Source organism: Marinobacterium ramblicola (genome assembly GCF_019084545.1).
GTDB classification, from domain to species: Bacteria; Pseudomonadota; Gammaproteobacteria; order Pseudomonadales; family Balneatricaceae; genus Marinobacterium_D; species Marinobacterium_D ramblicola.
Genome location: NZ_JAHREP010000008.1, coordinates 1 through 22,709 on the forward strand (window position 1 = coordinate 1; position 22,709 = coordinate 22,709).

The window sequence follows — 22,709 nt, forward strand, 5'->3', positions numbered from 1 at the left end:
TGGGTCGTATAGGACTTGAACCTATGACCAATTGGTTAAAAGCCAACTGCTCTACCAACTGAGCTAACGACCCGCCGTAGGGCTGCGCATTTTACGCAGACCGCTGCGAAAGGCAACCCTTAATTCACTCCGAGATGTAGACCGTCGGATCCGCGACTCCGGCATCTGCAAACCCTTTGGCCCTCAGCCGGCAACTGTCGCAGTGGCCACAGGCCCGGCCCTGATCATCGGCCTGGTAGCAGGACAGGGTTTTACTGTAGTCCACACCCAGTTCAAGACCCGCTCTTATGATCTCAGCCTTGGTCAGATCGATCAGCGGGGTCTCGATACGAAATGGCTCACCGCTGACGCCGTTACGAGTGGCGAGATTGGCCATTGTCTCGAATGCCGCGATAAACTCAGGCCGGCAATCGGGGTACCCCGAATAGTCGACCGCGTTCACGCCGATAAAGATCGCCTCGGCATGAAGCACCTCCGCCCAACCCAACGCCAGGGAGAGAAAAACCGTATTGCGCGCCGGGACGTAGGTGATCGGTATCCCCTCCGTCTCCCCCTCGGGTACCTCGAGCGACTTGTCGGTCAACGCCGAGCCACCAAAGTCCTCAAGATTAAGACGCAATATACGATGCTCGGTGACGCCCATGGATTGGGCGATACTGCGCGCGGCATTAAGCTCTGTCTGCGAGCGTTGACCGTAGTCGAAACTCAGCACATGGCAGCTGTAACCGCGGGAGAGTGCAATCGCCAACGCGGTTGCCGAATCGAGACCTCCGGACAAAAGCACGACGGCGCGTTTCTGCGGATCTGTCATTTAAAAACCTGTTTTAACGTGAAGAGTAGTTGCGCGCCAAACCGGCGGCCGAACTCTGCGGATAGAGCTGAATCAAGCGCTGGAATGCCTGCTGAGCGGCGTCCCTGTTGCCCAAGCGATCCTCGACCACACCCAGCTTATACAGTGCATCGGGCACCTTGGCGTGCTGGGGGAACTGATCGATGACCCGTTTAAAGGCGGTCCTGGCCGACTCGAGCGACTGTTGAGCCAGATCGATCTCACCTATCCAGTAATGGGCGTTGGCCGCGTTGCGGCTGGTGGGGTACTGCTGAATGAATGACTCGAATGCAGCGCGGGACTCAACGAACTTCCGCTCTCGCACAAGCTGAAAAGCACTCTGATAAGCATCCTGATCGCTCTGCTGGGCAACCGACGCCGACGCAGTCGATTCAGCCGGTACGGTTGATGATGGTTCCGCCTGCCCAGACGCAGCGGGGGTAACCGGCTCACTGGCTTGCGCCACGGGCGCTTCGGATGAGGTACCCAGCAAGGGATCGCTTTCAGCCGCGGCCTGAATCAGCGCACTGATCCGCCGATCGAGGTCCCGGTAGCGATCGCGCTGCTCGCGCTCCATCCGATCCAGCTTGTGCTGCTGAGTTTCCACCACACCCCGCAGCTGGCGCACCTCCTCCTGGAGCTGGCTAACCAACATCAGGAGTTCGCTCTGGGCCGACGCAGACTGCGAGTAACCGCCGCTCTGCCCCGCTCCCGTCCCGACCTCCGTAACCGGAATCTGGGTGACGGTGGCGGCTGCCACTGTGCCTGACGCAAGCGCCAGGCACAGCAGCGATGCCGCTGAAAAACTTTTTACAACCATTAGCGTGACACGTATTTCAACTCAACACGACGGTTCTGCGCCCATGACGCGTCACCCTGACCCATCACAGCCGGTTTCTCCTCACCGTAGCTGATGGTTTCGATCTGAGAAGCGGTGGCACCGTTAACAACCAGCAGACGCTCTACAGACTGAGCACGACGCTCGCCCAGGGCGATGTTGTACTCACGGGTACCGCGCTCGTCGGCATGACCTTCCAGACGAATGGACGCAGACGGGTGAGCGGCCAGGTAGCGGGCATGCGCTTCGAGATCGGCAAATCCGTCCTGCTTGACGACAGACTGATCGAAGTCGAAGTAGAACACGGTGCGCAGCTGATTCAGATCAGCCATATCGGCACCGCTGACACCGGAACCCTGAGCACCATAGGCATCAGCCCCGGTACCACCCTGACCGGACATACCGGCACCATCTGCATCAGTGGTCGTACTAGTGGTGCTACAACCGGCCGCCCAGATCACGGCTGCACCGAGGGCGGCTGCTTTCATTACGTTCAACGCTCGCATCTAACTCTCCTAATTTAAGGCTAAGGTTTACGACCACACAAATTGGTGATTACGCTAATCTTCGACTCAACGCTTTGCAAGAGGGGCCGAATAATAAAGATCGCCCCCCTCACCTGCCGCACAAATTCGTATTCATGCGGCAACAAATTTAATTCAGATAAGGACTCCAGGCCGGCTCGCGCACATCTCCGCCGCGATTGGGCATTCTGAAGCGTACCTGCCCATCCAGGGATACCGCCGCCAGCACGCCATGCCCACCCTCCTGAGAGGCGTAGATGATAATGCTACCGTTCGGTGCAATGCTGGGCGACTCCTCCAGGCCCGCCTGAGTCAGGATATCGAGGCGACCGGTTTTCAGATCCTGCACCGCGATCGTGAAATCCGCCCCCTGGGGACGGTGCACCATCGCCAGGAAACGTCCATCCTGGGTCAAGCGCCCTCGCGCATTGTAATTGCCCTCGTAGGTCAACCGCTCAAGGTTACGCGTCGCCAGATCGAGCTTGTAGATCTGTGGCTGACCACCCCGGTCGGAGGTAAAGAGGATCGACTTACCGTCCGGCGACCACGTTGGCTCGGTATCGATACTGTAATGGCGTGTAATACGCTGCAGTTGACGCGAGACCAGATCGAGGACGTAAATCTCGGGATTACCATCCTTCGACAGCACCAGCGCCATACTGTTACCGTCCGGCGACCAGGCCGGCGCCCCATTCAGCCCCTGGAAGGACTGTATGCGCTCCCGCTTGCCGGTTGAAAGATACTGTACATAGATTGCGGGACGGCCCGACTCGAACGAAACGTAGGCCAGCTTACGTCCATCACGGGACCAGGTTGGCGACATGATCGGCTCCCTGGATTCGAGGATCGTGCGCGGGCGCGCGCCATCCCAGTCCGACAGCTGCAGTCGATACCGCGCATTCTGGTTACCCAGTTGCTCCGCGGTGACATAGACGATACGGGTTGAGAACGCCCCCTTCAGCCCCGTCAACGCCTCGAACACCTGGTCTGCGATATAGTGCGCGGCATCGCGCAGATGCGAAAGGTCACTCTCGACGCGCTGACCGATCACACGCTGCTCCTTGAGCACGTTATGCAGTTCGAACTCGATCGATATCCTGCCACCCTCGCCGGGTATCATGCGACCAACCAACAGATAATCCGCCCCGGTCACGCGCCAGTCACGAAAGAATACCTCGGATTGACGGGTCGGGAAGCTGAGCATGCTGGTACGCGGCAGCGCCTTGAAAAAGCCGCTGCGGGACAGATCCTGACCGATGATCTCGGCCACATCCTCGGGCAGCGCCTGACCGCCACTCCAACCAAAGGGTACCACTGCCACCGGCGTCGGCGCTTCGACACCCTGAGTAACCTCAACCACCAACTCGGCCCGCGCACCCACCGTCATCATCAGCAGGCAGATCGTTGCCAGTAACCGTCTCATGCTTACCACCTCAGTCCCTCCGGCCTGAACACTATGTGTATTGCCCTCAAGCGTCTTTCGAACAGGATCGGGTCCACTTCCGCCACCCGTTCAAAACGCTCAGTCCTGTAAACCGCCTGCAACGCAGACTGATCGAAAGCCGCGTCACCGCTACTTTTGTAAATGCTCGCCTGGTCCACTTCACCATTCCCCAGCAGACGAATGGCAACCACCGCTTCCATACCGTTACGGGCTGTTTTAGGCACCAGCCAGTTACGCTGTATCAATGCCTGGATATAACCCTGGATGTCTCCGACCACCGATTCGGCCCGTTGCTGAGCGGCCTGTTGCGCCGCCTGGCGAGCCTGCTCAGCCTTCGCCTTTGCAGCGGCTGCAGCCTCGGCCTCGGCTCGCGCCTTCGCTTCTGCCGCCGCCTGGGCCTTGGCTTTTTCCTGAGCCTCACGTTTTGCTTGCGCCAAACGCTTGGCCTCCTCTTCGGCCTTGCGTTTGGCCAGCGCCTCAGCCTTCTTCTTCGCCTCAAGCTCGGCCTGTTTGCGCTTGGCCTCAGCTTCCGCCTTGCTTTTCTGCTCTGCGATCTGCTTCTGCTTTTGCGCCTCTTCAGCGGCCTTTTTCTTCTGGATCTCCTGCTGTTTCTTGGCCTCAGCCTCTCGCTGAGCTTTCTCTCTGGCTTCCTTCTGCTGAGCCGCCTTTTGCTCCGCAGCCTTTCGTTCAGCCGCTTTCTGCTCAGCGGCCTTTTGCTCAGCAGCCTGTTGATCCGGCGCCGGCGGTGCCACCTGATGGCTAAAGGCCTCAAGATCGATCATGCGCGCCTGGATGTGCGGTACCGAACGTCGCTCCGGCTCGGAATCACCGATCCAGTGGTTAAGCAGCGCGCCAAGCACTACAACATGGAGCAACGTGGCGAACAGCGTCGGCAGCCCATAACTGCGAATATCCACGGCGTTACTCCGTCACCAGCCCGACGCTGGAGGCTCCAACTTCCTTAAGCAATACCATCAACTGGATCACGGCATCGTAGTTGACCTGCTTGTCACCCTTTACCAGCAACAGCTTGTCCGGCTTGACGCTGAGTACTTTCCCAACCCGCTGCGCAACTTCATCCGCCGAGATCGCCTGACTCTCGTCGCCACCGACGTTGATGTAATACGCGCCGTTTCTGTCTACCGACACGATCAACGGCTCTTCGTCGTCATTATTGATCTGCTCGGCAGAGGTCTGTGGCAGCTCCACGTCGATCCCCTGCGTCAACATCGGCGCCGTCACCATAAAGATGATCAGCAGCACCATGGTGACATCGATATAAGGAACTACGTTGATTTCGGCGTTGAGTTTACGCTTCTTTCGTGTGCGCCCGATCCCGGTCATCCGTCACAACCTCAAGCCGCGTGCACACGCCGATAAAGAATGCTGGCAAACTCATCGGCGAAGGTTTCATAACTGTTGAGCAACCACTCGGACTTGGCCGAGAAACGGTTGTAGGCGATAACCGCCGGAATCGCAGCAAACAGCCCCATGGCGGTAGCCACCAGCGCCTCCGAGATACCGGGCGCAACCGACGCCAGGGTTGCCTGATGCACGTTGGCCAGACCACGGAAGGCGTTCATGATCCCCCACACTGTACCGAACAGACCGATATAAGGACTGGTCGATCCAACCGTCGCCAGGAATGGCAGGTGACGCTCGAGCCGCTCCTCCTCACGCATCAGCGAAACCCGCATGCTGCGCTGTACGCCATTCATCACCACATCGGGATCCACACCCGGCTGCTTGGTCAGGCGGGTAAACTCCTTGAGCCCCGAACGGAAGATGTTTTCCGCACCACAGGCCTGATCAGGTGCGGTTGTCACTTCACGGTAGAGGTGGCTGAGGTCGATACCGGACCAGAAGCGATCTTCAAAATCGCGCAGGGTGCTCTGCGCCCGACGCAGAACCTGTCGGCGCTGAAAAATCATCACCCAGGAAAGAAATGAGGCCAGCAGCAGCATCAGCATCACCAGCTGCACCACAAAGCTCGCGTTGAGCACCAGACCCCAGATAGACAACTTGTCTTCCACTTACAACTCCTAAATACGATCGATCAATCCGGTGTAGCCAGCGCCATCACCAGCTCGCGCGGCCAGCGTATGGGCCTGAAAGTCTGACCGTTAACACAGGCAACCCGCACCCGCCCCTCACAAAGTGTCTGCTCTGTGTGACGGTCAATGATCTTCTGGTTAAAGATGAGACTCGCAGCACCAGCCTCTTCGATAGCGCTACGTACAATAAGTTCATCATCAAGGCGAGCCGGCTTCAGATACCGGCAGTCAACGCTGTGTACAACGAACAGACAGTGCTCTGCCGCCAACCGATGCTGAGAGTAGCCGAATTGGCGCAACATCTCGGTCCGGGCTCGCTCCATGAATTTCAGGTAGTTCACGTAATAGACGATGCCACCGAAGTCGGTGTCTTCGATATAGACGCGCAACGGCCAATCAAACGCCATCAACAGACCCAGAATGGTGAGTGAAGGCACACAATAGCAGGCCGTAAATTTTATACAACAGGGCTAGAGCCCTTTATTTATGGGAAGCCCTACGCTGGAGACGGCTATTACAGGAGAGACAAAAACTGGTGGTGGGGTCGGCACGCAGCTGATTCAATTCAATCTCCTCGCCACAACCGACACAGTAGCCATACAAGCCGGTTTCGATGCGTTCGATCGCGGAATCAACGCGTTGGAGGTCATGTTCGATCTGGCAGCACAGCTCATCGGCGGCATCCCGCGCCAGATTGCCGCAGTCCGCGGCCGGATGGATAGCGCTGAGGTCAGCTTCCAGCTCTGAGCGCAGCTGATCCAGCGAACGACGCAAGTTGTTAAGATCGGATCGGTTCACGGTTGTGCCTGCCAACACTGCTTTTAAAGCAGATACTAGCAGGCACCCAGGATCGCGCTTTGATATTGATCAGAGTTTGAGCCCAGAGCCCCAAACATAACGACTTTTATTGATCACGCTCAGGCTTTTCAATACCGAAGTGCAGGTAGGCGTGATCGGTCACGACCCGGCCACGCGGGGTACGCATGATAAAACCCTGCTGGATCAGGAAGGGTTCCAATACATCCTCGATGGTATCGCGCTCCTCGCTGATTGCCGCGGCCAGGTTATCCACGCCGACAGGACCGCCACCGAACTTTTCGATCATCGCCAGCAACAGACGCCTGTCCATATGATCGAAACCGCGCTGATCGACATTGAGCATGTTCAGCGCCAGATCCGCGATATCCCGGGTAATGCGCCCCTCACCCCTGACCTCCGCATAATCGCGCGCACGGCGCAGTAAGCGGTTGGCGATTCGCGGCGTACCGCGGGAACGGCAGGCGACCTCCAGAGCACCCGCCTCCTCGATCGGCGTCTCCGACAGCTCGGCCGTGCGCATCACGATCCGCGTCAGGTCTTCGACACTGTAGAACTCGAGGCGCTGTACGATGCCGAAGCGGTCACGCAATGGCGAGGTTAAAAGGCCGGCACGGGTCGTAGCCCCCACCAGCGTGAAGGGGGGCAGGTCGATCTTGATCGAACGGGCCGCAGGTCCCTCGCCGATCATGATATCGAGCTGATAATCCTCCATCGCCGGATACAGCACCTCCTCCACATTGGGACTCAGGCGGTGAATCTCGTCGATAAACAGCACATCGTTGGGTTCAAGATTGGTCAGCAGCGCAGCGACATCACCCGCCTTCTCCAGTACCGGCCCAGAGGTGGTCTTGATCTGCGAGCCCATCTCGTTGGCAATAATATTGGCCAACGTGGTCTTACCCAACCCCGGCGGCCCAAAGATCAGGGTATGATCGAGCGCTTCGCCACGATTGCGGGCGGCATGGATAAAAATCTCCATCTGCTCCCGCACCCGGGGCTGCCCATGATAGTCGGCCAGCAGTTTCGGCCGCACCGCCCGATCCTGAACCTCTTCAGCCGGCGCCGCCACGGGGCTGATAAATCGATCCGCTTCAATCTTCATGTAACCGGTACTCCCCTCAGCCACCGACCATCGACTTCAGCGACTGCCGGATCAGCTCCTCCACCGCCGCATCCTCACCAAGCGAAGATGCCGCCTGCTCAACCGCTCGCGTTGCCTGCACCGGCTTATACCCTAACGCCACCAATGCACTTTCGGCCTCTGCACGGTTATCCGGTAACGCGGCCAAAGGTGCTGCACCGGGCGCACCCAGACGAAACTCGGTCATGGTGGGTATCTCGAGCCGGTCGAGCTTGTCCTTCATCTCCACGATCAGACGCTCCGCGGTCTTCTTACCCACGCCGGGGATGCGCACCAGGGTAGCGCTGTCCTCGTTATGCACACAGCGAATAAACTCTTCGCTGCTGATCCCGGACAGGATCGCCAGCGCCAGCTTCGGACCCACACCGTTGGTCTTGATCAGTGCACGAAACAGCACCCGCTCCTGCGCGTCGATGAACGCGTAAAGCAGCTGCGCATCTTCTCGCACCACCATATGGGTGTGCAGCGTAACCCGTTCGCCCTGGGCCGGCAGCTTGTAGAAGGTGTTCATCGACGCTTCCAGCTCATAGCCAACACCATTTACATCCAGCAGCAACTGAGGCGGCTGTTTTTCCAGCACTTCGCCTGTCAAACGCCCTATCACAGCTCTTCCTTCTCCAAGTTACGCGCCTCAGCCGGCGACTCGAGTTGATGTCCGCGCACAATGAACTCGGGCAGCTGAAGCCCGGCCACGAGCGAGGCCATGCGCGAAATAAAGATAATTGCCATGGCGCTGATATCCAGCCATGGGCTTGACTCACCAAGGCGGCCATATACAAATATGTACGCCAACGCCCCCATCAGAGCACAGGTAGCATAGAGTTCACCGTTACGCTGCAGCACCAGCGGAATCTGTCCGGTCAACAGGTCACGAATCATGCCGCCGGCAACGCCGGTAATGACCGCCATCATCACCGCCACTTCGGCCGGTGCGCCTGCCGCCAAGGCCTTTTGCAGCCCCAAGATACTGAACAGTGCCAGACCCAAGGCATCGAGGAACAACAGAGTTCTGCGCGGCGACGGCATACGACGGGAAGCGAAAAATGCGATAACTGCGCTACAGACCGCGACCCATAGATAGGTCGTATCCGCCACCCAAACCAGGGGGTGCAGGTCAAGGGAGATATCGCGAATCGTGCCGCCACCCAATGAGGTGACGATACCCAACACAATAACCCCCAGGATATCGATACGTTTGCCCGGTGCGGCGATAGCACCGGTCACCGCAAAAACAGCAACCCCGAGCAGATCGGCGATATAGATAAACTCCGGATAACTCACTGCCAACGCCCCCGGATCACCTTGCGACTTCCTGCCATCGAGATCTGCTGCTGGCGACTGTGGGCATGACAGAGCGCAATCGCCAGGGCATCGGCGGCATCCGCCTGCGGCAGCCCCGGCAGCTTGAGCAGATGCGCCACCATGATCTGTACCTGAGTCTTGTCTGCGCCGCCGTTGCCGACCACCGACTGTTTGACCTTACGCGCGGCATACTCAGCTACTGGCAAACCGGCATTGGCACCGGCCACCACAGCCACACCCCGCGCCTGACCCAGCTTGAGTGCCGAATCAGCATTGCGCGCCATGAACACCTGCTCAATCGCCATCTCCTGCGGAGTGTAGCGCTGGATGATCTCCGACACACCGGCGTAAACCTGCTGCAGGCGTTCGGCGAGCACATCACCGGATATGCGGATACAGCCGCTGGCGACATATTCATTGCGCGAGCCATTCACGTTGATCACGCCGTAACCGGTTATCCGGGAGCCTGGATCTATTCCCAATATCAACATAATGCGCTCTTTTCCGCCGTTAGCGCGATCATAACAAAAAGCCGGAGCACAGGCCCCGGCTTATGTACAAAGATGTACCGTACGCCACGAGCGCCTGAATGCGCTGAAGCGGCGATGTATGGATTACCGCGCACTATCCAGTCAGTCTTCCATCGCCTCTTCGGGGATATCGGCGTTGTGATAAACGTTTTGGGAATCGTCGAGATCCTCAAGTGCGTCGATCAGCTTCATCACCTTGCGCCCGGCATCCACATCGAGATCCACCGAGGTCTGCGGAATCATGCCGACTTCGGCCAGCGCGGGTTCAAAGCCTGCATCCACCAACGCCTGCTTCACATCCATGAACTCCTGCCAGGCGCAGAATACATCGATGGAACCATCGTCGTTGGTTACCACATCGTCCGCACCCGCCTCAAGGGCGGCTTCCATCAGCGCGTCTTCGTCGACGCCCGCTTCGTAGCTGAGCTGCCCCTTCTTGTCGAACAGGTAGGAGACCGAGCCATTGGTGCCCAGGTTGCCGCCATACTTGTTGAAAGCAGCACGCACCTGAGAGACGGTGCGATTGACGTTATCGGTCAAGCACTCGAGCAGGATCGCCACGCCGTTGCTGCCGTAACCCTCGTAGGTCAGCTCGTCGTAGTTTTCACCGTCGGCGCCACCGGCACCGCGCTGAATCGCTTTATCGATGGTGTCGCGCTTCATGTTGGCGCCGAGCGCCTTGTCGACCGCCGCGCGCAGGCGCGGGTTGTCCTCAGGACTACCGCCCCCCTCTTTGGCCGCGACGGTCAACTCTCGAATCAGTTTGGTGAAGATCTTACCGCGCTTGGCATCCTGCGCAGCCTTGCGGTGTTTGATGTTGGCCCACTTGGAATGACCTGCCATAACACGTCCTCAGTCTAAAATCTGAAGAGGCCGCAAGCGGCCTCTGGTATTACATGTGTTGCTTATAGCGCACGAGATCAGGGAGTCTTGCGCAGCTTGATGTTCAGCTCACGCAGCTGGGTGGCACCCACCTCTCCCGGCGCGTCGGTCAGCAGACAGGCGGCGCTCTGCGTTTTCGGGAAGGCGATAACCTCACGAATGGAGCTTGAGCCGGTCATCAGCATGATCAGACGATCGAGACCGAAGGCCAGACCACCGTGCGGCGGCGCACCGTATTTCAGCGCATTGAGCAGGAAGCCAAACTTCTCTTCCGCCTCCTCATCGCTGATGCCCAGCACCTTGAATACCGCGCGCTGCATCGCCTGGTCGTGGATACGGACGGAACCGCCACCCAGCTCGGTACCGTTGAGCACCATATCGTAAGCGCGGGACAGTTTGCCCTCCGGCTGCTCGATCAGCTGTTCCGGTGAGCAGTTAGGCGCAGTGAACGGATGGTGCAACGCCGTCAGGCTGCCATCGTCCAGCTCTTCGAACATCGGGAAGTCGACCACCCACAGCGGCGCCCAGTTCTTCTGATGCAGATTCATATCTTCGCCAACCTTGATGCGCAGCGCACCCAGCGCTTCGTTGACGATCTTGGTCTTGTCGGCACCGAAGAACACGATATCGCCGTTCTGTGCACCGAGGCGTTCCATGATCTTCAGCGCCACCTCTTCACCGAGGAACTTGACGATCGGAGACTGCAGACCTTCGGCACCGTTTTCCAGCGCATTGACCTTGATCCAGGCCAGCCCCTTGGCACCGTAGATACCGACGAACTTGGTGTAGTCATCGATGATCTTGCGGGTCAGTTCGGCACCGCCCGGCACCTTAAGCGCCGCGACACGGCCTTTCGGGTCTTTCGCGGGACCTGCGAACACCTTGAAGTCCACCTCGGCCACCAGATCGTTGACATCGATCAGCTCCAGCGGGATACGCAGATCAGGCTTGTCTGAACCGTAGCGCTGCATCGCCTCGGAGTACGGCATGGTCGGAAACTCGCCCAGCTCAATATCCAGCAGCTCTTTGAACAGCTTGCGCACCATACCTTCAGCCAGACCCATGATCTCCTGCTCACCGAGGAAGGAGGTCTCGATGTCGATCTGGGTAAATTCAGGCTGACGATCGGCACGCAGGTCTTCGTCGCGGAAACACTTGGCGATCTGGTAGTAACGGTCGAAACCGGACACCATCAGCAGCTGCTTGAACAGCTGCGGCGACTGCGGCAGAGCGAAGAAACAACCTTCGTGCGTACGGCTCGGCACCAGATAATCGCGCGCGCCTTCAGGTGTGGCGCGGGTCAGGATCGGCGTCTCGATATCGAGGAAACCGTTCTCCTCCAGGTAGTTGCGTACGGCATGGGTGACCTTGGAGCGGAAACGCAGCTTGTGCTGAATCTCCGGGCGGCGCAAGTCGATGTAACGGTGGCGCAGGCGCACGTCCTCGCCCACCTGCTGGTGCTCGTCGAGCTGGAACGGTGGGGTTTCGGCACGGTTCAGGATACGCAACTCCTTGCCCAGCACCTCGATCGCGCCGGTCAGCATCTCCGGATTTTCGGTGCCTGCCGGGCGGGCACGTACGGTGCCGTGAATTTCGATAACGTACTCGTTGCGGACGCTGTCAGCCAGCTTGAAGCTCTCCTCGCGATCCGGGTCGAACACCACCTGAGCGATCCCTTCACGGTCGCGAACGTCAAGAAAGATCACACCACCGTGGTCACGGCGGCGATGAACCCACCCCGCCAGGACAATATCTTCACCGATATGCTCTTTTCGAAGATCGCCGCAATAATGGCTGCGCATAGTATCTCTATCCTGTTCCTAAACATCTGCGCGCCCGTGGCACAGGCGCATAATCGTGGGCGCAGCGGGGTCTGAAGCGGCCATGACTGCCTCATTCCGCTGACCGGAAGCGACGAAACCACCTCCAGCACCGGAACAGGACAGGGCACCCCCTGCATTTAAAGGCGAAAATTATACTCGATTTGACCTGCCCTGACAGGGCCTGATTCGCAAATCAGGCTGTTGGGCAGAAAGTCAGCTCATTACTGAGCAGGCGGCACAGGCGTTCGCGAATCTTCGCAAGCTCCTCGTCGCCATAGGGTTTGGCAGGCACTTTGCCCCATATCGGCTGAGGCCAGGCCGGATCATTTTCCTGTCGCACCACATGATGAAGGTGCAGTTGCGGAACCATATTCCCCAGCGCCGCAATGTTCATTTTGCGCGCCTGGAACAGATCGGCCAGATTCTCGGCCAGAAAGCTGGACTCACGCATCAGCTGTTCGCGCTCCTCCTGCGAGAGGTGATAGATTTCGGAAACCCCCGCACGGCGCGGCACAAGAATGAACCAAGGGTAGTTTGCATCGTTCATCAGTAACAGCTGACAGAGCGGGAATGCACCCAAGTCATAGGTATCCGCCGCCAAGCGCGGGTCGAGCTCAAATTCCAGTTCCAATTCGTCCATAATGCTCCTGATCGCAAATCAAAAATACGAGATGCGCTGAAAACCGATCAGCCGGGCTAAAGACTAACTGCCTAAAGAGTATAGGCCAAGGTACCTGATACGAGATGCCGGAGATAAAACTTCACAGCAAGCTTGCAGAGATCCCGCGCCAGCAGTGGAACAATCTGTGCGGAACGGATTACCCCTTTCTGCGTCACGAGTTCCTTCAGGCACTGGAGAGCTCCGGCAGTGTAAGCCCGGAGTCCGGCTGGCAACCACTGCACCTTGGCGTATGGCAACGCTCACAACTGGTCGCCGTGATGCCGCTCTATCTCAAGAGCCACTCCTGGGGCGAATATGTATTCGACTGGTCCTGGGCCGACGCCTGGGCACGTCATGGACTCGACTATTACCCCAAACTGCTGACCGCAATCCCCTTTACCCCCTCATCGGGACCGCGGTTCGGCTCTACTCTGCCTCTACACGAGACAACCGAACTGTTCAGCCAGGCCATAATGCAGATCGCCTCACGTTTCGATGCATCAGGATGGCATGCCCTGTTTGTCGAGCCCGGGGTCAAATCCGCCTTTGCCGAAACCGGATTGATGACACGTCTGGGCACCCAGTACCACTGGTTCAACCGCGACTACAGCTCCTTCGAGCACTACCTCAGCCACTTCACCTCCCGCAAGCGCAAGAACGTGCGCAAGGAGAGGGAGAAGGTACAAAGCCAGGGGATCGAGCTGATCACCCTTGAGGGGCGCGAGATCACCCAGCCGCATCTGGACATGTTTTACCGCTTTTACCAGCGCACCTACCGCAAACGGGGCATGCGGGGCTATCTGACCCGAGCCTTCTTCGACCAGCTCCTGAAAAATATGCCCGAGCATCTGGTTTTGGTGCTGGCACGGATCGACGGCCGAGAGGTCGCCTGCGCGCTGTCGCTTAAGAGCAGCGACTGCCTTTACGGCCGCTACTGGGGGTGCCTCGACGAGTTCGACAGCCTCCATTTCGAGACCTGCTACTACCGGGGAATCGAGTACTGCATCGAGAAAGGGCTGAAGCGTTTCGATCCCGGTGCCCAGGGGGAGCACAAGATCCAACGGGGGTTCGAACCGATCGAAACCTGGTCCGTGCACTGGCTGCGCGAGAAAGGCTTTCACCCCGCCCTGCACACCTTTCTCGACGAAGAGAAAGCGATGATGCGCAAAGAGATGGAGACGCTATCGAAAGGCCTGCCCTTTCGCTGCGATCCCGATCAGCAGCCGTGATCGAGATCAACAGAACGTGCTGCTGCATTTACCGGCAACCGTTACTGCATCCTGCATACGCACAATATTTAAAAGCTTATTAATCAAAGCTTTTTGAACGCCTCATGCAATCCCAGCGCAACTGCAGCATGAGCACCAGTTGCAGGAACTCGAATTCGTTGAAAAATGATCCAGCCCAAGCCATGGCATCGTTTTCGAGTTCGCCTAGACTAAAAGTCGCAGAGCAACCTACAACCCCAATAAGTTTAAGCGCTCAGCGCGCAAAGGAGGCCCGAAGATGCTGACCTATGAAGAGTGTCTGGCGATGTCTGACCTGACCGAAGAGGAGATTGCGGCCATCGCTGAGCATGAGCATATGGATACCATGATTGCGATGGCACTCGGTCACTATCTGGTCACCCATGACGGCGAACAAAAGATCAGGGAGATTATCCTCGACGATATCGCCGACGCACGCCATGCAGGTAACGCCGAAAGAGAAAGAGTACTGAGAGCAGTACTCCAGCACTTCATCGCCACCCATCCGGAACATGGCCGCTCCAACGTCGCCTGACCGGAAAGGGAGGATGAGTGCAAAATGAACACGCCCCGCAAATGCGGGGCGTGTTCATTAATACAACGAGCAATATAGGCCAAAAGTTTTCGATACTGATCAGTGTACCGACACCTCGTACTTCTTCTGAATCGCGATCAATGCCGGCTGAATATCCAGGGGGGCGTATTTCATCGCCTGCTCGAAAAGCTCCTTGTTCTCTTCCGATAGCCGCTCCTCCTCAGTCATGGCTGAGAGTTTACGCATGGCTTCCATAAATTTTGGATGGGGAGTGGTGTTGCTCATGATGCGGCCTCCTTTACAGAGTTAAGGGCAGCGAGCCGTCGGCAAAATCACCGATGCCTACCCCTTTATTGTGCACATGCGGCCGATCTGGGCAATGCCGAACTGATCATTTTATTGCGATAGCAATGATTTCGGCCCCGATAGACCGATCAGGATATAGCGCCTGCTGACTGAGCGCGCTCCTGACGCAGAGCCGAGTCTCCCGCCTGCACACTCAGCCAGTCCGCAATATGCGATCTGATCAACAGCTCCAGGGCGTCGATATGCTCTACCCGATCGTTGAGCGCCGGAATATAGCCATAGCGCTCACCCCCTGCACTCAGGAAATAGTCTCGATTTTCAACACCTATCTCCTCGATCGTCTCCAGGCAATCGGCGGAAAACCCGGGGCAATATACCTGTACCGACTTAACACCTTCGCCCGGCAGGGCCTTGAGAGTCTCATCGGTGTAGGGTTTAAGCCACTCCTCGCGACCAAAACGGGACTGAAAGGTGGTCATGCAGAACTCCTCGTCCACCCCCAACCGCCGGGCCAACAGTCGAGATGTCGTCCTGCACTCGCAATAGTACGGATCTCCCGAATGCAGATAACGCTCAGGCACGCCGTGGTAGGAGAGCAACAAGCGCTCGGGTCGGCCGTGATGCTGCCAGTACTGCTCGATCGATAGCGCCATGGCTTCGATATAGGCGGGAAAATCGTGGTAATGCGAAACGAAGCGCAGATCAGGCAACCAGCGCCGCCGGGTAAAATCTGCCGCCAGCGCATCAAAGGTCGATGCCGTCGTCGCCGCGCTGTACTGCGGATACAACGGCAGTACCAGCAGCCGCCTGACGCCTCGCTCCTGCATCCGCTGAATGACCGACTCGATCGAAGGGTTGCCGTAACGCATCGCGAAATCGACGATCACCGACAACCCCTTCTCCCCCGAGAAACGGTTGGACAAGGCATCAGCCTGCGCCCGAGTATGTAGCAACAAGGGGGAGCCAGCGTCCGTCCAGACCTGACGGTACGCCTCAGCCGAACGTCGGGGCCTGGTATTGAGAATGATGCCATTGAGAATGAGCCACCAAAGAGGGCGTGGGAGCTCTACAACCCTGGGATCCCAGAGAAACTCCTTCAGGTAGCGTCGCAGCGCCTTCGGCGTCGGCTCGTCAGGGGTACCAAGGTTGGTCAACAGTACTCCGACACAATCCTCTCGCTGATGGCTGTATCTCTTGTCTGCACCTTGAACACTGCGATATTTCATAACAACGGCGTCTCTCCGGATGACGAAGTGGGCGTGCGGGCGTAGTGTACTTAAACTACACCTATTACCGCCAGCTACCGAGCCCTCCAGGCTAACCTGCCAAGCCGATAACTGGTCCATCACCGGAAGCTGACGACCTCAGAGCTGCGCGCCTTCTTGGCTCTGATCAGCCTCGATAAGGTCCACTCTGGGTCGAGTCGCCAATCGCCTGCCTGTTATCAGGGTGCATACGGATCGGTAACGCATCGGCTTCGAAGTAAAGCAACAGCTCGCCATCTGCCGTGAGCCTGCCGCTTTTTACACTGCGCAAGCGATTAAGCAGCAGCGCCTCCTGGAACATGATCGGCTCTGCGCAGATGCGTCGCGTAAGCCGCATCTCACCAAACACCAACTCACCACCCTGACCCAGTTCATAATCACCAAGAAAACGATTACAGCCGGCCATGCCGCCAACTCGCTGCGGCTTTCCGAACGCAATTCGCGGTGAATACTGCCCCTGAACCTCGCGCGCTCCGATTGAAGATACGATCCAGTCTCCCTCCAGCTGCTCAGCGCTGGCAATAGCCTGCCCCGAGGTGACGGGAATTTGGGTGGTTGATGGGGTTGTTCCTGCGCAACCGGTGAGAATGCCGGCTAAAGGGAGATAAACAAAGGCGAGCATCGTCCTGATATTCATGGCCAACTCCTTTCGGCTCTACTCAAACGTGAGTTCAATTATTGCACAGCGATGACGATTGCGCCACGTGATTCGCGCATCGTCCAAATAGAAAAGGCGCCCTCGAGGCGCCTTGTCAAACCAGCATCAACCTTAGATATCGATCACGTCGAACTCGACTACCGGATCGACGTCGGCATCGTAATCGATGCTTTCAATACCGAAACCAAACAGCTTCAGGAACTCGTCCTTGTACAACTGATAGTCGGTGACATCGAACAGGTTTTCGGTGGTTACCTGGGGCCAAAGCTCCCGACAGGGCTGCTGCACATCATCGCGCAATTCCCAGTCATCCATACGGTAACGGTTGCCCTCGTCAAGCACCGCACTTTCGCCATACAGCCCGGTGGCAAACAGACGGTGGACCTGCTCCATACAGCCTTCATGCAAGCCCTTTTCACGCATCACCTTGAACACCATCGACAGGTACAACGGCATCACCGGAATCGCGGAGCTGGCTTGAGTGACAACAGACTTCAGCACCGCCACATTGGCCTGGCCACCCTCTGCCGACAGAGCGGTATTCAGCTCTCCAGCTGCGCGGTCCAGATCCTGTTTCGCTTTACCCAGAGCACCGTGCCAGTAGATCGGCCAGGTGATTTCGGTTCCGATATAGCTGTACGCCACGGTTTTGCAGCCCGGTGCCAGCACATCCGCCTCTTTCAGCGCCTGTATCCAGAGCTCCCAATCTTCACCGCCCATTACAGTCACGGTATCGGCCACCTCCTGCTCAGTCGCAGGCTCCACTTCCGCCTCGATGATGCAGTCCTTGTTGGTGTCGATCGCCGTAGAGCGGTAGGGTTCGCCGATCGGCTTCAGCGAAGAGCGTACCACTTCGCCGCTGTCCGGCATTTTGCGCACCGGCGAGGCCAGTGAGTAAACAACGAGATCGACCTGCCCCAGATCCGCCTTGATCAGATCCACGACCTTCTGCTTGGCCTCATGGGAGAACGCATCGCCGTTCAGGCTTTTGGCATAGAGCCCGGCTTCATGTGCCAGACGCTGAAATGCAGCCGCATTGTACCAACCCGCTGTGCCCGGCTTCTTCTCGCTGGCCGGCTTTTCGAAAAACACGCCGATGGTCGCTGCACCGCTGCCGAAAGCAGCCGCAATACGTGATGACAAGCCGTAGCCACTGGAGGCCCCGATCACCAGTACTTTTTTGGGACCGTTTTCAATCGGGCCCTGAGCCTTGGTGTACTCGATCTGCTCGCGTACGTTCGCTTCGCAGCCGGCCGGATGAGTAGTGGTACAGATAAAGCCTCGGATTTTCGGTTTGATAATCATCGTCAGTCGTATCGGTGTCCAGTGAGTTTAGAGGCGGCTAAGATACCCCATTTCCGGGCGTGATAACATCATGTCGGGCAACGGGTTAGAGCCTGAGTTGATCGTAACGGGTAAAACAGCGCCGCAGAATCAGGTTCACGACGATCAGCGTGCCCAGCGCTGTAGCGCCTACCAGCATCAGCATCACCAGAATCTGATAGCGAATCGCCTGCTCCGGGTCGACACCGGCGAGAATCTGCCCGCTCATCATGCCCGGCAAGGAGACCAGCCCCACCGTCATCATCGCGTTCACCGACGGGATCATACCCGCCTTGATCGCCTCTCGGCGCAAGCGCTGAGAGGCCTCCCGCCAGTTGCCGCCCAAACTGAGAATGAGCTCCACCTCGCCACGCTGCTGCCTGAGACTGCTCAACAGGCGCTCCAGAGACAGTGAGATGGCGTTCATCGCATTACCGGCGATCATCCCGCCCAAGGGTATGAAGTATTGCGGCCGATACCAGGGGTCGACCTGGACCACCAGGCTGGTCACCATTGAGGTGATCAGCGTAAAAGTGACCGCCATCGACACGAAGGTGGGCCCCAGTATCGCCACCTCCGACTCGTCGACCCTGCTGTGAATCGCCTGTGCGGCCCAAAACAGCATCCAGAGATAGAGCAGCAGGACCAACAGGGGGTGATCGAGATCGAAAATAAACTGCAGCACATAGCCGACCAGCGCCAACTGCAGAAAGGTACGTAGCGTGCCGATCAGCAGGTCGCGCTCCATTCTGAGTCGATAGTAGAGTGAAGCTGCCGCGGCGAGCAGGATGAACAACAGGGAGAGCAGCAACTGCCCCCAGCCGATCTCGACCACGCTCATTGCACCCGCTCCAGCCGCGCCCGGTCGAAGCGGTAGTGCCGCCCGGACAGGTTCGGCAACCCCTGGTGGCTGACAATGATCTGTGTCATCCCCCCTGCACCCGCCCTGCCCAATGCCTGGATAACCCGTTCGGCGTTTTCCCGATCCAGCGACGCGATCGGCTCATCGCATAGCAGCACGTCTGGCTTCAGCATCAGCCTCTGCAGTAGCGCCACGCGGGCCTTCTGTCCCGGCGACAACTGCACCGCGTCATCTTCTAGATCGACATCGAGATTAAGGCTGGCCAGGGCGTCACGCAGCGAGCTGTCGCTCAACTGCATCCCCCTGTATACCCCTAACCTCAGACCCAGACAGAGGTTGTCACGGACACTTCCCTCCAGCATCAGCGGTGTTTGTGGCAGATAAGCCATCCTTCTTCTAAATTCAGGCATCCCCCAGTTCGAGGCCTGCTCGCCCTTCAACCAGACCTGCGTTTCGTTACCGGGCTCCAGTGCACAAAGTCTTTTCAAAAAAGTCGACTTGCCACAGCCGGACGGCCCGGTGATCAGCAGCCGCTCTCCAGCCGCCAACACCAAGTCCGTCGGTTCGAGCAATAGCCTGTCCTTGCGACGCATCGAAAAGCCACGCAGCTCAACAACCGCTCTTTCCGTCACCCGCCCCCCTTCGCCGACAAAGCCCGTTGCGGTAAAATTCAACGATTATTGCATTGCAACATTTTGCTACTATCCTTCGCCACCTATTGCGCGTTCCAGTTAAGGATAGCGGCAACGAGTTCCACCTATACCCTACAGGATACAGATAATGCATGACCTGCATGGCTACTACCTAGAAGACCTCGAGATCGGTATGAGCGAATCCTTCGCCAAAGTCGTTTCGGAATCCGACGTCAACATGTTTGCGGAGATCTCCGGCGACAACAACCCCGTCCATATGAATGAAGAGTACGCGAAGCAAACCCCCTTCGGCGGCCGTATCGCACACGGAATGTTCAGCGCCGCGCTGATCTCAGCCGTTGCGGGCACTCGCCTGCCCGGCCCCGGTTGCATCTATCTGGATCAACAGATCAAGTTTAAAGCGCCGGTACGCATTGGCGACACCGCACGTGCCACGGTGACGGTCACCGATATCAATGCACGGCGTAAACGGGTTATCTGCCGTACCGATGTACATGTTGGTGACAAGCTGGTTGCTACCGGCGAAGCGACATTTATGGTGGACGCCCGGCCGGCTTGATAGTTTTATCAAATGATCGATCCCGATCTCGATAGATGGGGTCGATTTATCTTTTGATAAAAGGGTTCGACCGCAACACCGGCACCGCCTGGCGCATCACCGCCTATCCGGCGCCACTCTCCTGGCTGGAACGCGAATTGCTTGTCCGAACTGCCAATCAGGCACGACGACAGCTGTCATAACAATAAGAGTCCAGCCATGACCGATAACACCACCAGCCCAATGCAGGCTATTCTGGTACTGAACCCGAACGGTGCCATCATCTACGCCAGTGACGACGCACTCAAGCTGACCGGCTACGATGAAAACCTGCTGAAAACCCTCAGCTTTGAAAGCTTACGCCACCCCGACATGCCGGAGGGGCCCTTCCGCGACCTTTGGAAAACCGTCTGCAACAGCAAGCCCTGGATGGGCATACTGGAGTTGAGCGATGCCGAAGGCAACTCGCTGTGGTGCGACACCTATGTGGTACCCCTGAACGACAGGGGCGAAGTGCTCGAATACCACTGCATACTGCGTCCCCCATCACAGCAGATCTGTGAGCGTGCAGCCAACATCTACAAACTGCGCGCCAGCGGAAAGATGCCCGTTGCACTGCGACTGCCCAACCCCAACCTCACGACAAGGTTAGCCATCAGCACCCTGGTCAGCACCGCGCTCGGTCTGGGTGTCTACTGGCTCACTCCCGAGCAGGGATGGGCGGCCCTGCCCCTCGCCGCGCTGTTTTCGATTACAGGCTCCTCACTGCTGACCGCCTCGCACCGGAAGCTGGTCGATGCCAGCCAAAAGATTGTCAACCACCCGATCAAGCAGCTGATCTACACCGGCACCCGGGATGATGTTGGCCAGTTGCAGCTGTGCATGCAGATGCAGCAGACCCAGATCGAGGCGATCATGCAGCGGGTACAGAATGCCGCCGACGAGATGTTGAACAAGGTGTCTTATGCGGTGCAACTCATGCAGCGCACCTGTTCCGAAATAGAGGAGCAGCAGCAAGCCGCAGGCGAGATAAGCTCAGCGATGGAGCAGATGTCCCAAACCCTGCTTTCGGTCAGCCGCAACAGCGGCCAGACGGCGGAGGCTGCCGACAGCGCCAGCCTCAGTGCAGAACAGGGGCGGGCGATCATTGCGGAGTCGGTACTCGCCATCAACCGGCTTGCCGACTCGATCTCCACCACCACGGCGATCGTCGAGCGGCTTGAGCAGCAGAGCAACAACATCGGCAATATCGTTGGCGTAATCCAGGCGGTGTCCGAACAAACCAATCTGCTGGCGCTAAATGCTGCGATAGAGGCTGCCCGTGCTGGCGAGGATGGGCGTGGCTTCGCGGTGGTAGCCGATGAGGTGCGCCAACTGGCACTGCGCACACGCGGCGCCACCGACGAGATCCACACGATGATCAGTACGCTGCAGACTGAAACCTCCCAGATCGTGGAGGCGATGAACGCCAAACGTCAGTTGTCAGAGCAGAGCGTGGAACAGGTCAAGCGCGCCGGTCAAAGCCTTGCGCAGATCAGCATCGGAATTGCCGAGATCACCTCACTTGCGGCACTTACCGCCGAAACGAGCCGGGAGCAGCAACAGGTCACCAGCGAAGTAAGCCGCCTGATGCAACAACTGAACTCATTGGCCGAACAAACCGTAAATGATGCCTCGACGACCCTTGAGTTGAATGATTCGGCGGTCAAGGTCGCCCGCGGCCAACGCCAGATGATCGCCTGTATCACCCAAGCCTGATCGACTGAACTGCGCCTATGAAAACGGTATCACGGCCGACAGGCGCAAACAGTTGCGTTCCAATTGCGCTGAGTCACCCCGGGACCAAAGTCGATTTGTATCCGCCTGCAATCAGGGCTTAAAATTCGGCCCGTAAAATAACAACAATAAAACAAACCGGAAGAAACGACTCATGGACAAGATACTGGTCAGCGCCTGCCTGTTGGGCGCCCAAGTCCGCTACGATGGCGGACACAGTTTGATCGACCACCCCCGAATTGCCCGCTGGAAAAGTGAAGGCCGCTTGATAGCGGTCTGTCCCGAAGTGCTGGGTGGGCTGCCGACGCCGCGCCCACCGGCCGAAATCCAAAACCGCTTCCCCATTCTGGTTACCACACGCGAAGGCCGGGACTTTACCCCCCAGTTCCTGGCAGGCGCGGAGATGGCGATGGACATTGCTCTGGAGCACAACGCCTGCTGTGCCTTGATGAAAGCCCGCAGCCCCTCGTGCGGCAACCGGAGCACCTACGACGGCACCTTTGCCGGCACCGAAACCAACGCGCCCGGCATTACCGCCAACGAACTGATCAGAAACGGCATACCGGTATTCAATGAGCACGAGATCGAGGAGTTGATTGAGTTTATTGACTCGCGCGCATCTGAGGCCTTGGCTCGAACCGCGGAGGAGCAGATTAACGACTATCGTTACGGTTCGACTTGTGGCTGAGCTGCGCGACT

27 protein-coding genes and 1 tRNA gene are annotated in these 22,709 nt (G+C 58.0%); 5 read left to right on the top strand and 23 right to left on the bottom strand.

Annotation, left to right across the window (positions count from 1 at the left end; all coding sequences use genetic code 11):
• From KQ940_RS07600 to KQ940_RS07680, 17 genes are all read right to left on the bottom strand, one after another.
• Positions 1–73: transfer RNA gene (locus KQ940_RS07600), tRNA-Lys, on the bottom strand.
• Between the two features lie 51 nt (positions 74–124).
• Positions 125–811 (bottom strand): 7-cyano-7-deazaguanine synthase QueC, encoded by a 687-nt coding sequence (queC, locus tag KQ940_RS07605; RefSeq protein ID WP_217412838.1) that lies wholly within the window; start codon positions 809–811, stop codon positions 125–127.
• Positions 812–824: 13 nt separating this feature from the next.
• Entirely contained in the window at positions 825–1,649 is an 825-nt protein-coding gene (gene ybgF / locus KQ940_RS07610) for a tol-pal system protein YbgF (RefSeq protein WP_217412839.1), read from the bottom strand.
• The gene (gene pal, locus KQ940_RS07615; protein WP_217412840.1) at positions 1,649–2,173 is read right to left on the bottom strand and encodes a peptidoglycan-associated lipoprotein Pal; all 525 of its coding nucleotides are present in this window, start codon (positions 2,171–2,173) and stop codon (positions 1,649–1,651) included. Before pal ends, ybgF begins: the two co-directional genes overlap by 1 nt.
• Before the next feature lie 148 nt (positions 2,174–2,321).
• Positions 2,322–3,614: a Tol-Pal system beta propeller repeat protein TolB gene (gene tolB, locus KQ940_RS07620; protein WP_217412841.1), complete on the bottom strand. Its 1,293-nt coding sequence runs from the start codon at positions 3,612–3,614 to the stop codon at positions 2,322–2,324.
• Between the two features lie 2 nt (positions 3,615–3,616).
• Positions 3,617–4,552 carry a cell envelope integrity protein TolA gene (gene tolA, locus KQ940_RS07625; protein WP_217412842.1) on the bottom strand — a complete coding sequence of 312 codons (936 nt, stop codon included), beginning with the start codon at positions 4,550–4,552 and terminating at the stop codon, positions 3,617–3,619.
• A 4-nt stretch (positions 4,553–4,556) separates the two neighbouring features.
• Entirely contained in the window at positions 4,557–4,979 is a 423-nt protein-coding gene (gene tolR / locus KQ940_RS07630) for a protein TolR (RefSeq protein WP_217412843.1), read from the bottom strand.
• Between the two features lie 11 nt (positions 4,980–4,990).
• On the bottom strand, positions 4,991–5,668 hold the full coding sequence (tolQ, locus tag KQ940_RS07635; RefSeq protein WP_217412844.1) for a protein TolQ: 678 nt from the start codon (positions 5,666–5,668) through the stop codon (positions 4,991–4,993).
• Between the two features lie 23 nt (positions 5,669–5,691).
• On the bottom strand, positions 5,692–6,126 hold the full coding sequence (ybgC, locus tag KQ940_RS07640; RefSeq protein WP_425515630.1) for a tol-pal system-associated acyl-CoA thioesterase: 435 nt from the start codon (positions 6,124–6,126) through the stop codon (positions 5,692–5,694).
• Positions 6,127–6,169: 43 nt separating this feature from the next.
• Positions 6,170–6,487, bottom strand: a complete 318-nt coding sequence (locus tag KQ940_RS23065) for a TraR/DksA family transcriptional regulator (protein WP_217412845.1) — start codon at positions 6,485–6,487, stop codon at positions 6,170–6,172.
• A 106-nt stretch (positions 6,488–6,593) separates the two neighbouring features.
• The gene (gene ruvB, locus KQ940_RS07650) at positions 6,594–7,610 is read right to left on the bottom strand and encodes a Holliday junction branch migration DNA helicase RuvB (RefSeq protein ID WP_217412846.1); all 1,017 of its coding nucleotides are present in this window, start codon (positions 7,608–7,610) and stop codon (positions 6,594–6,596) included.
• Between the two features lie 16 nt (positions 7,611–7,626).
• Positions 7,627–8,253: a Holliday junction branch migration protein RuvA gene (gene ruvA / locus KQ940_RS07655; protein ID WP_217412847.1), complete on the bottom strand. Its 627-nt coding sequence runs from the start codon at positions 8,251–8,253 to the stop codon at positions 7,627–7,629.
• Positions 8,250–8,930: a trimeric intracellular cation channel family protein gene (locus KQ940_RS07660; RefSeq protein ID WP_217412848.1), complete on the bottom strand. Its 681-nt coding sequence runs from the start codon at positions 8,928–8,930 to the stop codon at positions 8,250–8,252. Before KQ940_RS07660 ends, ruvA begins: the two co-directional genes overlap by 4 nt.
• A complete protein-coding gene (gene ruvC, locus KQ940_RS07665; RefSeq protein WP_217412849.1) occupies positions 8,927–9,442 on the bottom strand; it encodes a crossover junction endodeoxyribonuclease RuvC in 516 nt (171 codons plus the stop codon). Before ruvC ends, KQ940_RS07660 begins: the two co-directional genes overlap by 4 nt.
• 141 nt (positions 9,443–9,583) lie before the next feature.
• Positions 9,584–10,324 (bottom strand): YebC/PmpR family DNA-binding transcriptional regulator, encoded by a 741-nt coding sequence (locus KQ940_RS07670; RefSeq protein ID WP_217412850.1) that lies wholly within the window; start codon positions 10,322–10,324, stop codon positions 9,584–9,586.
• Positions 10,325–10,401: 77 nt separating this feature from the next.
• On the bottom strand, positions 10,402–12,165 hold the full coding sequence (aspS, locus tag KQ940_RS07675) for an aspartate--tRNA ligase (protein ID WP_217412851.1): 1,764 nt from the start codon (positions 12,163–12,165) through the stop codon (positions 10,402–10,404).
• Between the two features lie 214 nt (positions 12,166–12,379).
• Positions 12,380–12,826 carry an HIT domain-containing protein gene (locus KQ940_RS07680; RefSeq protein ID WP_217412852.1) on the bottom strand — a complete coding sequence of 149 codons (447 nt, stop codon included), beginning with the start codon at positions 12,824–12,826 and terminating at the stop codon, positions 12,380–12,382.
• 104 nt (positions 12,827–12,930) lie between these two features.
• Between KQ940_RS07680 and KQ940_RS07685 the strand changes: the two genes are divergently transcribed.
• On the top strand, positions 12,931–14,076 hold the full coding sequence (locus KQ940_RS07685) for a GNAT family N-acetyltransferase (RefSeq protein WP_217412853.1): 1,146 nt from the start codon (positions 12,931–12,933) through the stop codon (positions 14,074–14,076).
• 277 nt (positions 14,077–14,353) lie between these two features.
• Entirely contained in the window at positions 14,354–14,629 is a 276-nt protein-coding gene (locus KQ940_RS07690) for a hypothetical protein (RefSeq protein WP_217412854.1), read from the top strand.
• Positions 14,630–14,728: 99 nt separating this feature from the next.
• Here KQ940_RS07690 and KQ940_RS07695 read toward each other — a convergent pair whose 3' ends face one another.
• The 6 genes from KQ940_RS07695 to KQ940_RS07720 form a co-directional block, all read right to left on the bottom strand.
• A complete protein-coding gene (locus KQ940_RS07695; RefSeq protein ID WP_188749901.1) occupies positions 14,729–14,914 on the bottom strand; it encodes a hypothetical protein in 186 nt (61 codons plus the stop codon).
• A gap of 149 nt (positions 14,915–15,063) precedes the next feature.
• Positions 15,064–16,161, bottom strand: coding sequence for a ferrochelatase (hemH, locus tag KQ940_RS07700; protein ID WP_217412855.1), 1,098 nt, complete (start codon positions 16,159–16,161; stop codon positions 15,064–15,066).
• Between the two features lie 166 nt (positions 16,162–16,327).
• Positions 16,328–16,837: an META domain-containing protein gene (locus KQ940_RS07705; RefSeq protein WP_217412856.1), complete on the bottom strand. Its 510-nt coding sequence runs from the start codon at positions 16,835–16,837 to the stop codon at positions 16,328–16,330.
• A 132-nt stretch (positions 16,838–16,969) separates the two neighbouring features.
• Positions 16,970–18,163, bottom strand: a complete 1,194-nt coding sequence (gene fabV / locus KQ940_RS07710) for an enoyl-ACP reductase FabV (RefSeq protein WP_217412857.1) — start codon at positions 18,161–18,163, stop codon at positions 16,970–16,972.
• An 85-nt stretch (positions 18,164–18,248) separates the two neighbouring features.
• On the bottom strand, positions 18,249–19,022 hold the full coding sequence (locus KQ940_RS07715; protein ID WP_217412858.1) for an ABC transporter permease: 774 nt from the start codon (positions 19,020–19,022) through the stop codon (positions 18,249–18,251).
• Positions 19,019–19,675, bottom strand: a complete 657-nt coding sequence (locus tag KQ940_RS07720) for an ABC transporter ATP-binding protein (RefSeq protein ID WP_217412859.1) — start codon at positions 19,673–19,675, stop codon at positions 19,019–19,021. The genes KQ940_RS07715 and KQ940_RS07720 overlap by 4 nt, the downstream gene beginning before the upstream one ends.
• 148 nt (positions 19,676–19,823) lie before the next feature.
• Between KQ940_RS07720 and KQ940_RS07725 the strand changes: the two genes are divergently transcribed.
• From KQ940_RS07725 to KQ940_RS07735, 3 genes are all read left to right on the top strand, one after another.
• Positions 19,824–20,255, top strand: a complete 432-nt coding sequence (locus tag KQ940_RS07725; protein ID WP_217412860.1) for a MaoC family dehydratase — start codon at positions 19,824–19,826, stop codon at positions 20,253–20,255.
• A 198-nt stretch (positions 20,256–20,453) separates the two neighbouring features.
• The gene (locus KQ940_RS07730) at positions 20,454–21,992 is read left to right on the top strand and encodes a methyl-accepting chemotaxis protein (RefSeq protein ID WP_217412861.1); all 1,539 of its coding nucleotides are present in this window, start codon (positions 20,454–20,456) and stop codon (positions 21,990–21,992) included.
• Between the two features lie 172 nt (positions 21,993–22,164).
• Positions 22,165–22,698 carry a 2-thiouracil desulfurase family protein gene (locus KQ940_RS07735; RefSeq protein ID WP_217412862.1) on the top strand — a complete coding sequence of 178 codons (534 nt, stop codon included), beginning with the start codon at positions 22,165–22,167 and terminating at the stop codon, positions 22,696–22,698.
• The last annotated feature ends 11 nt before the right edge of the window (positions 22,699–22,709 follow it).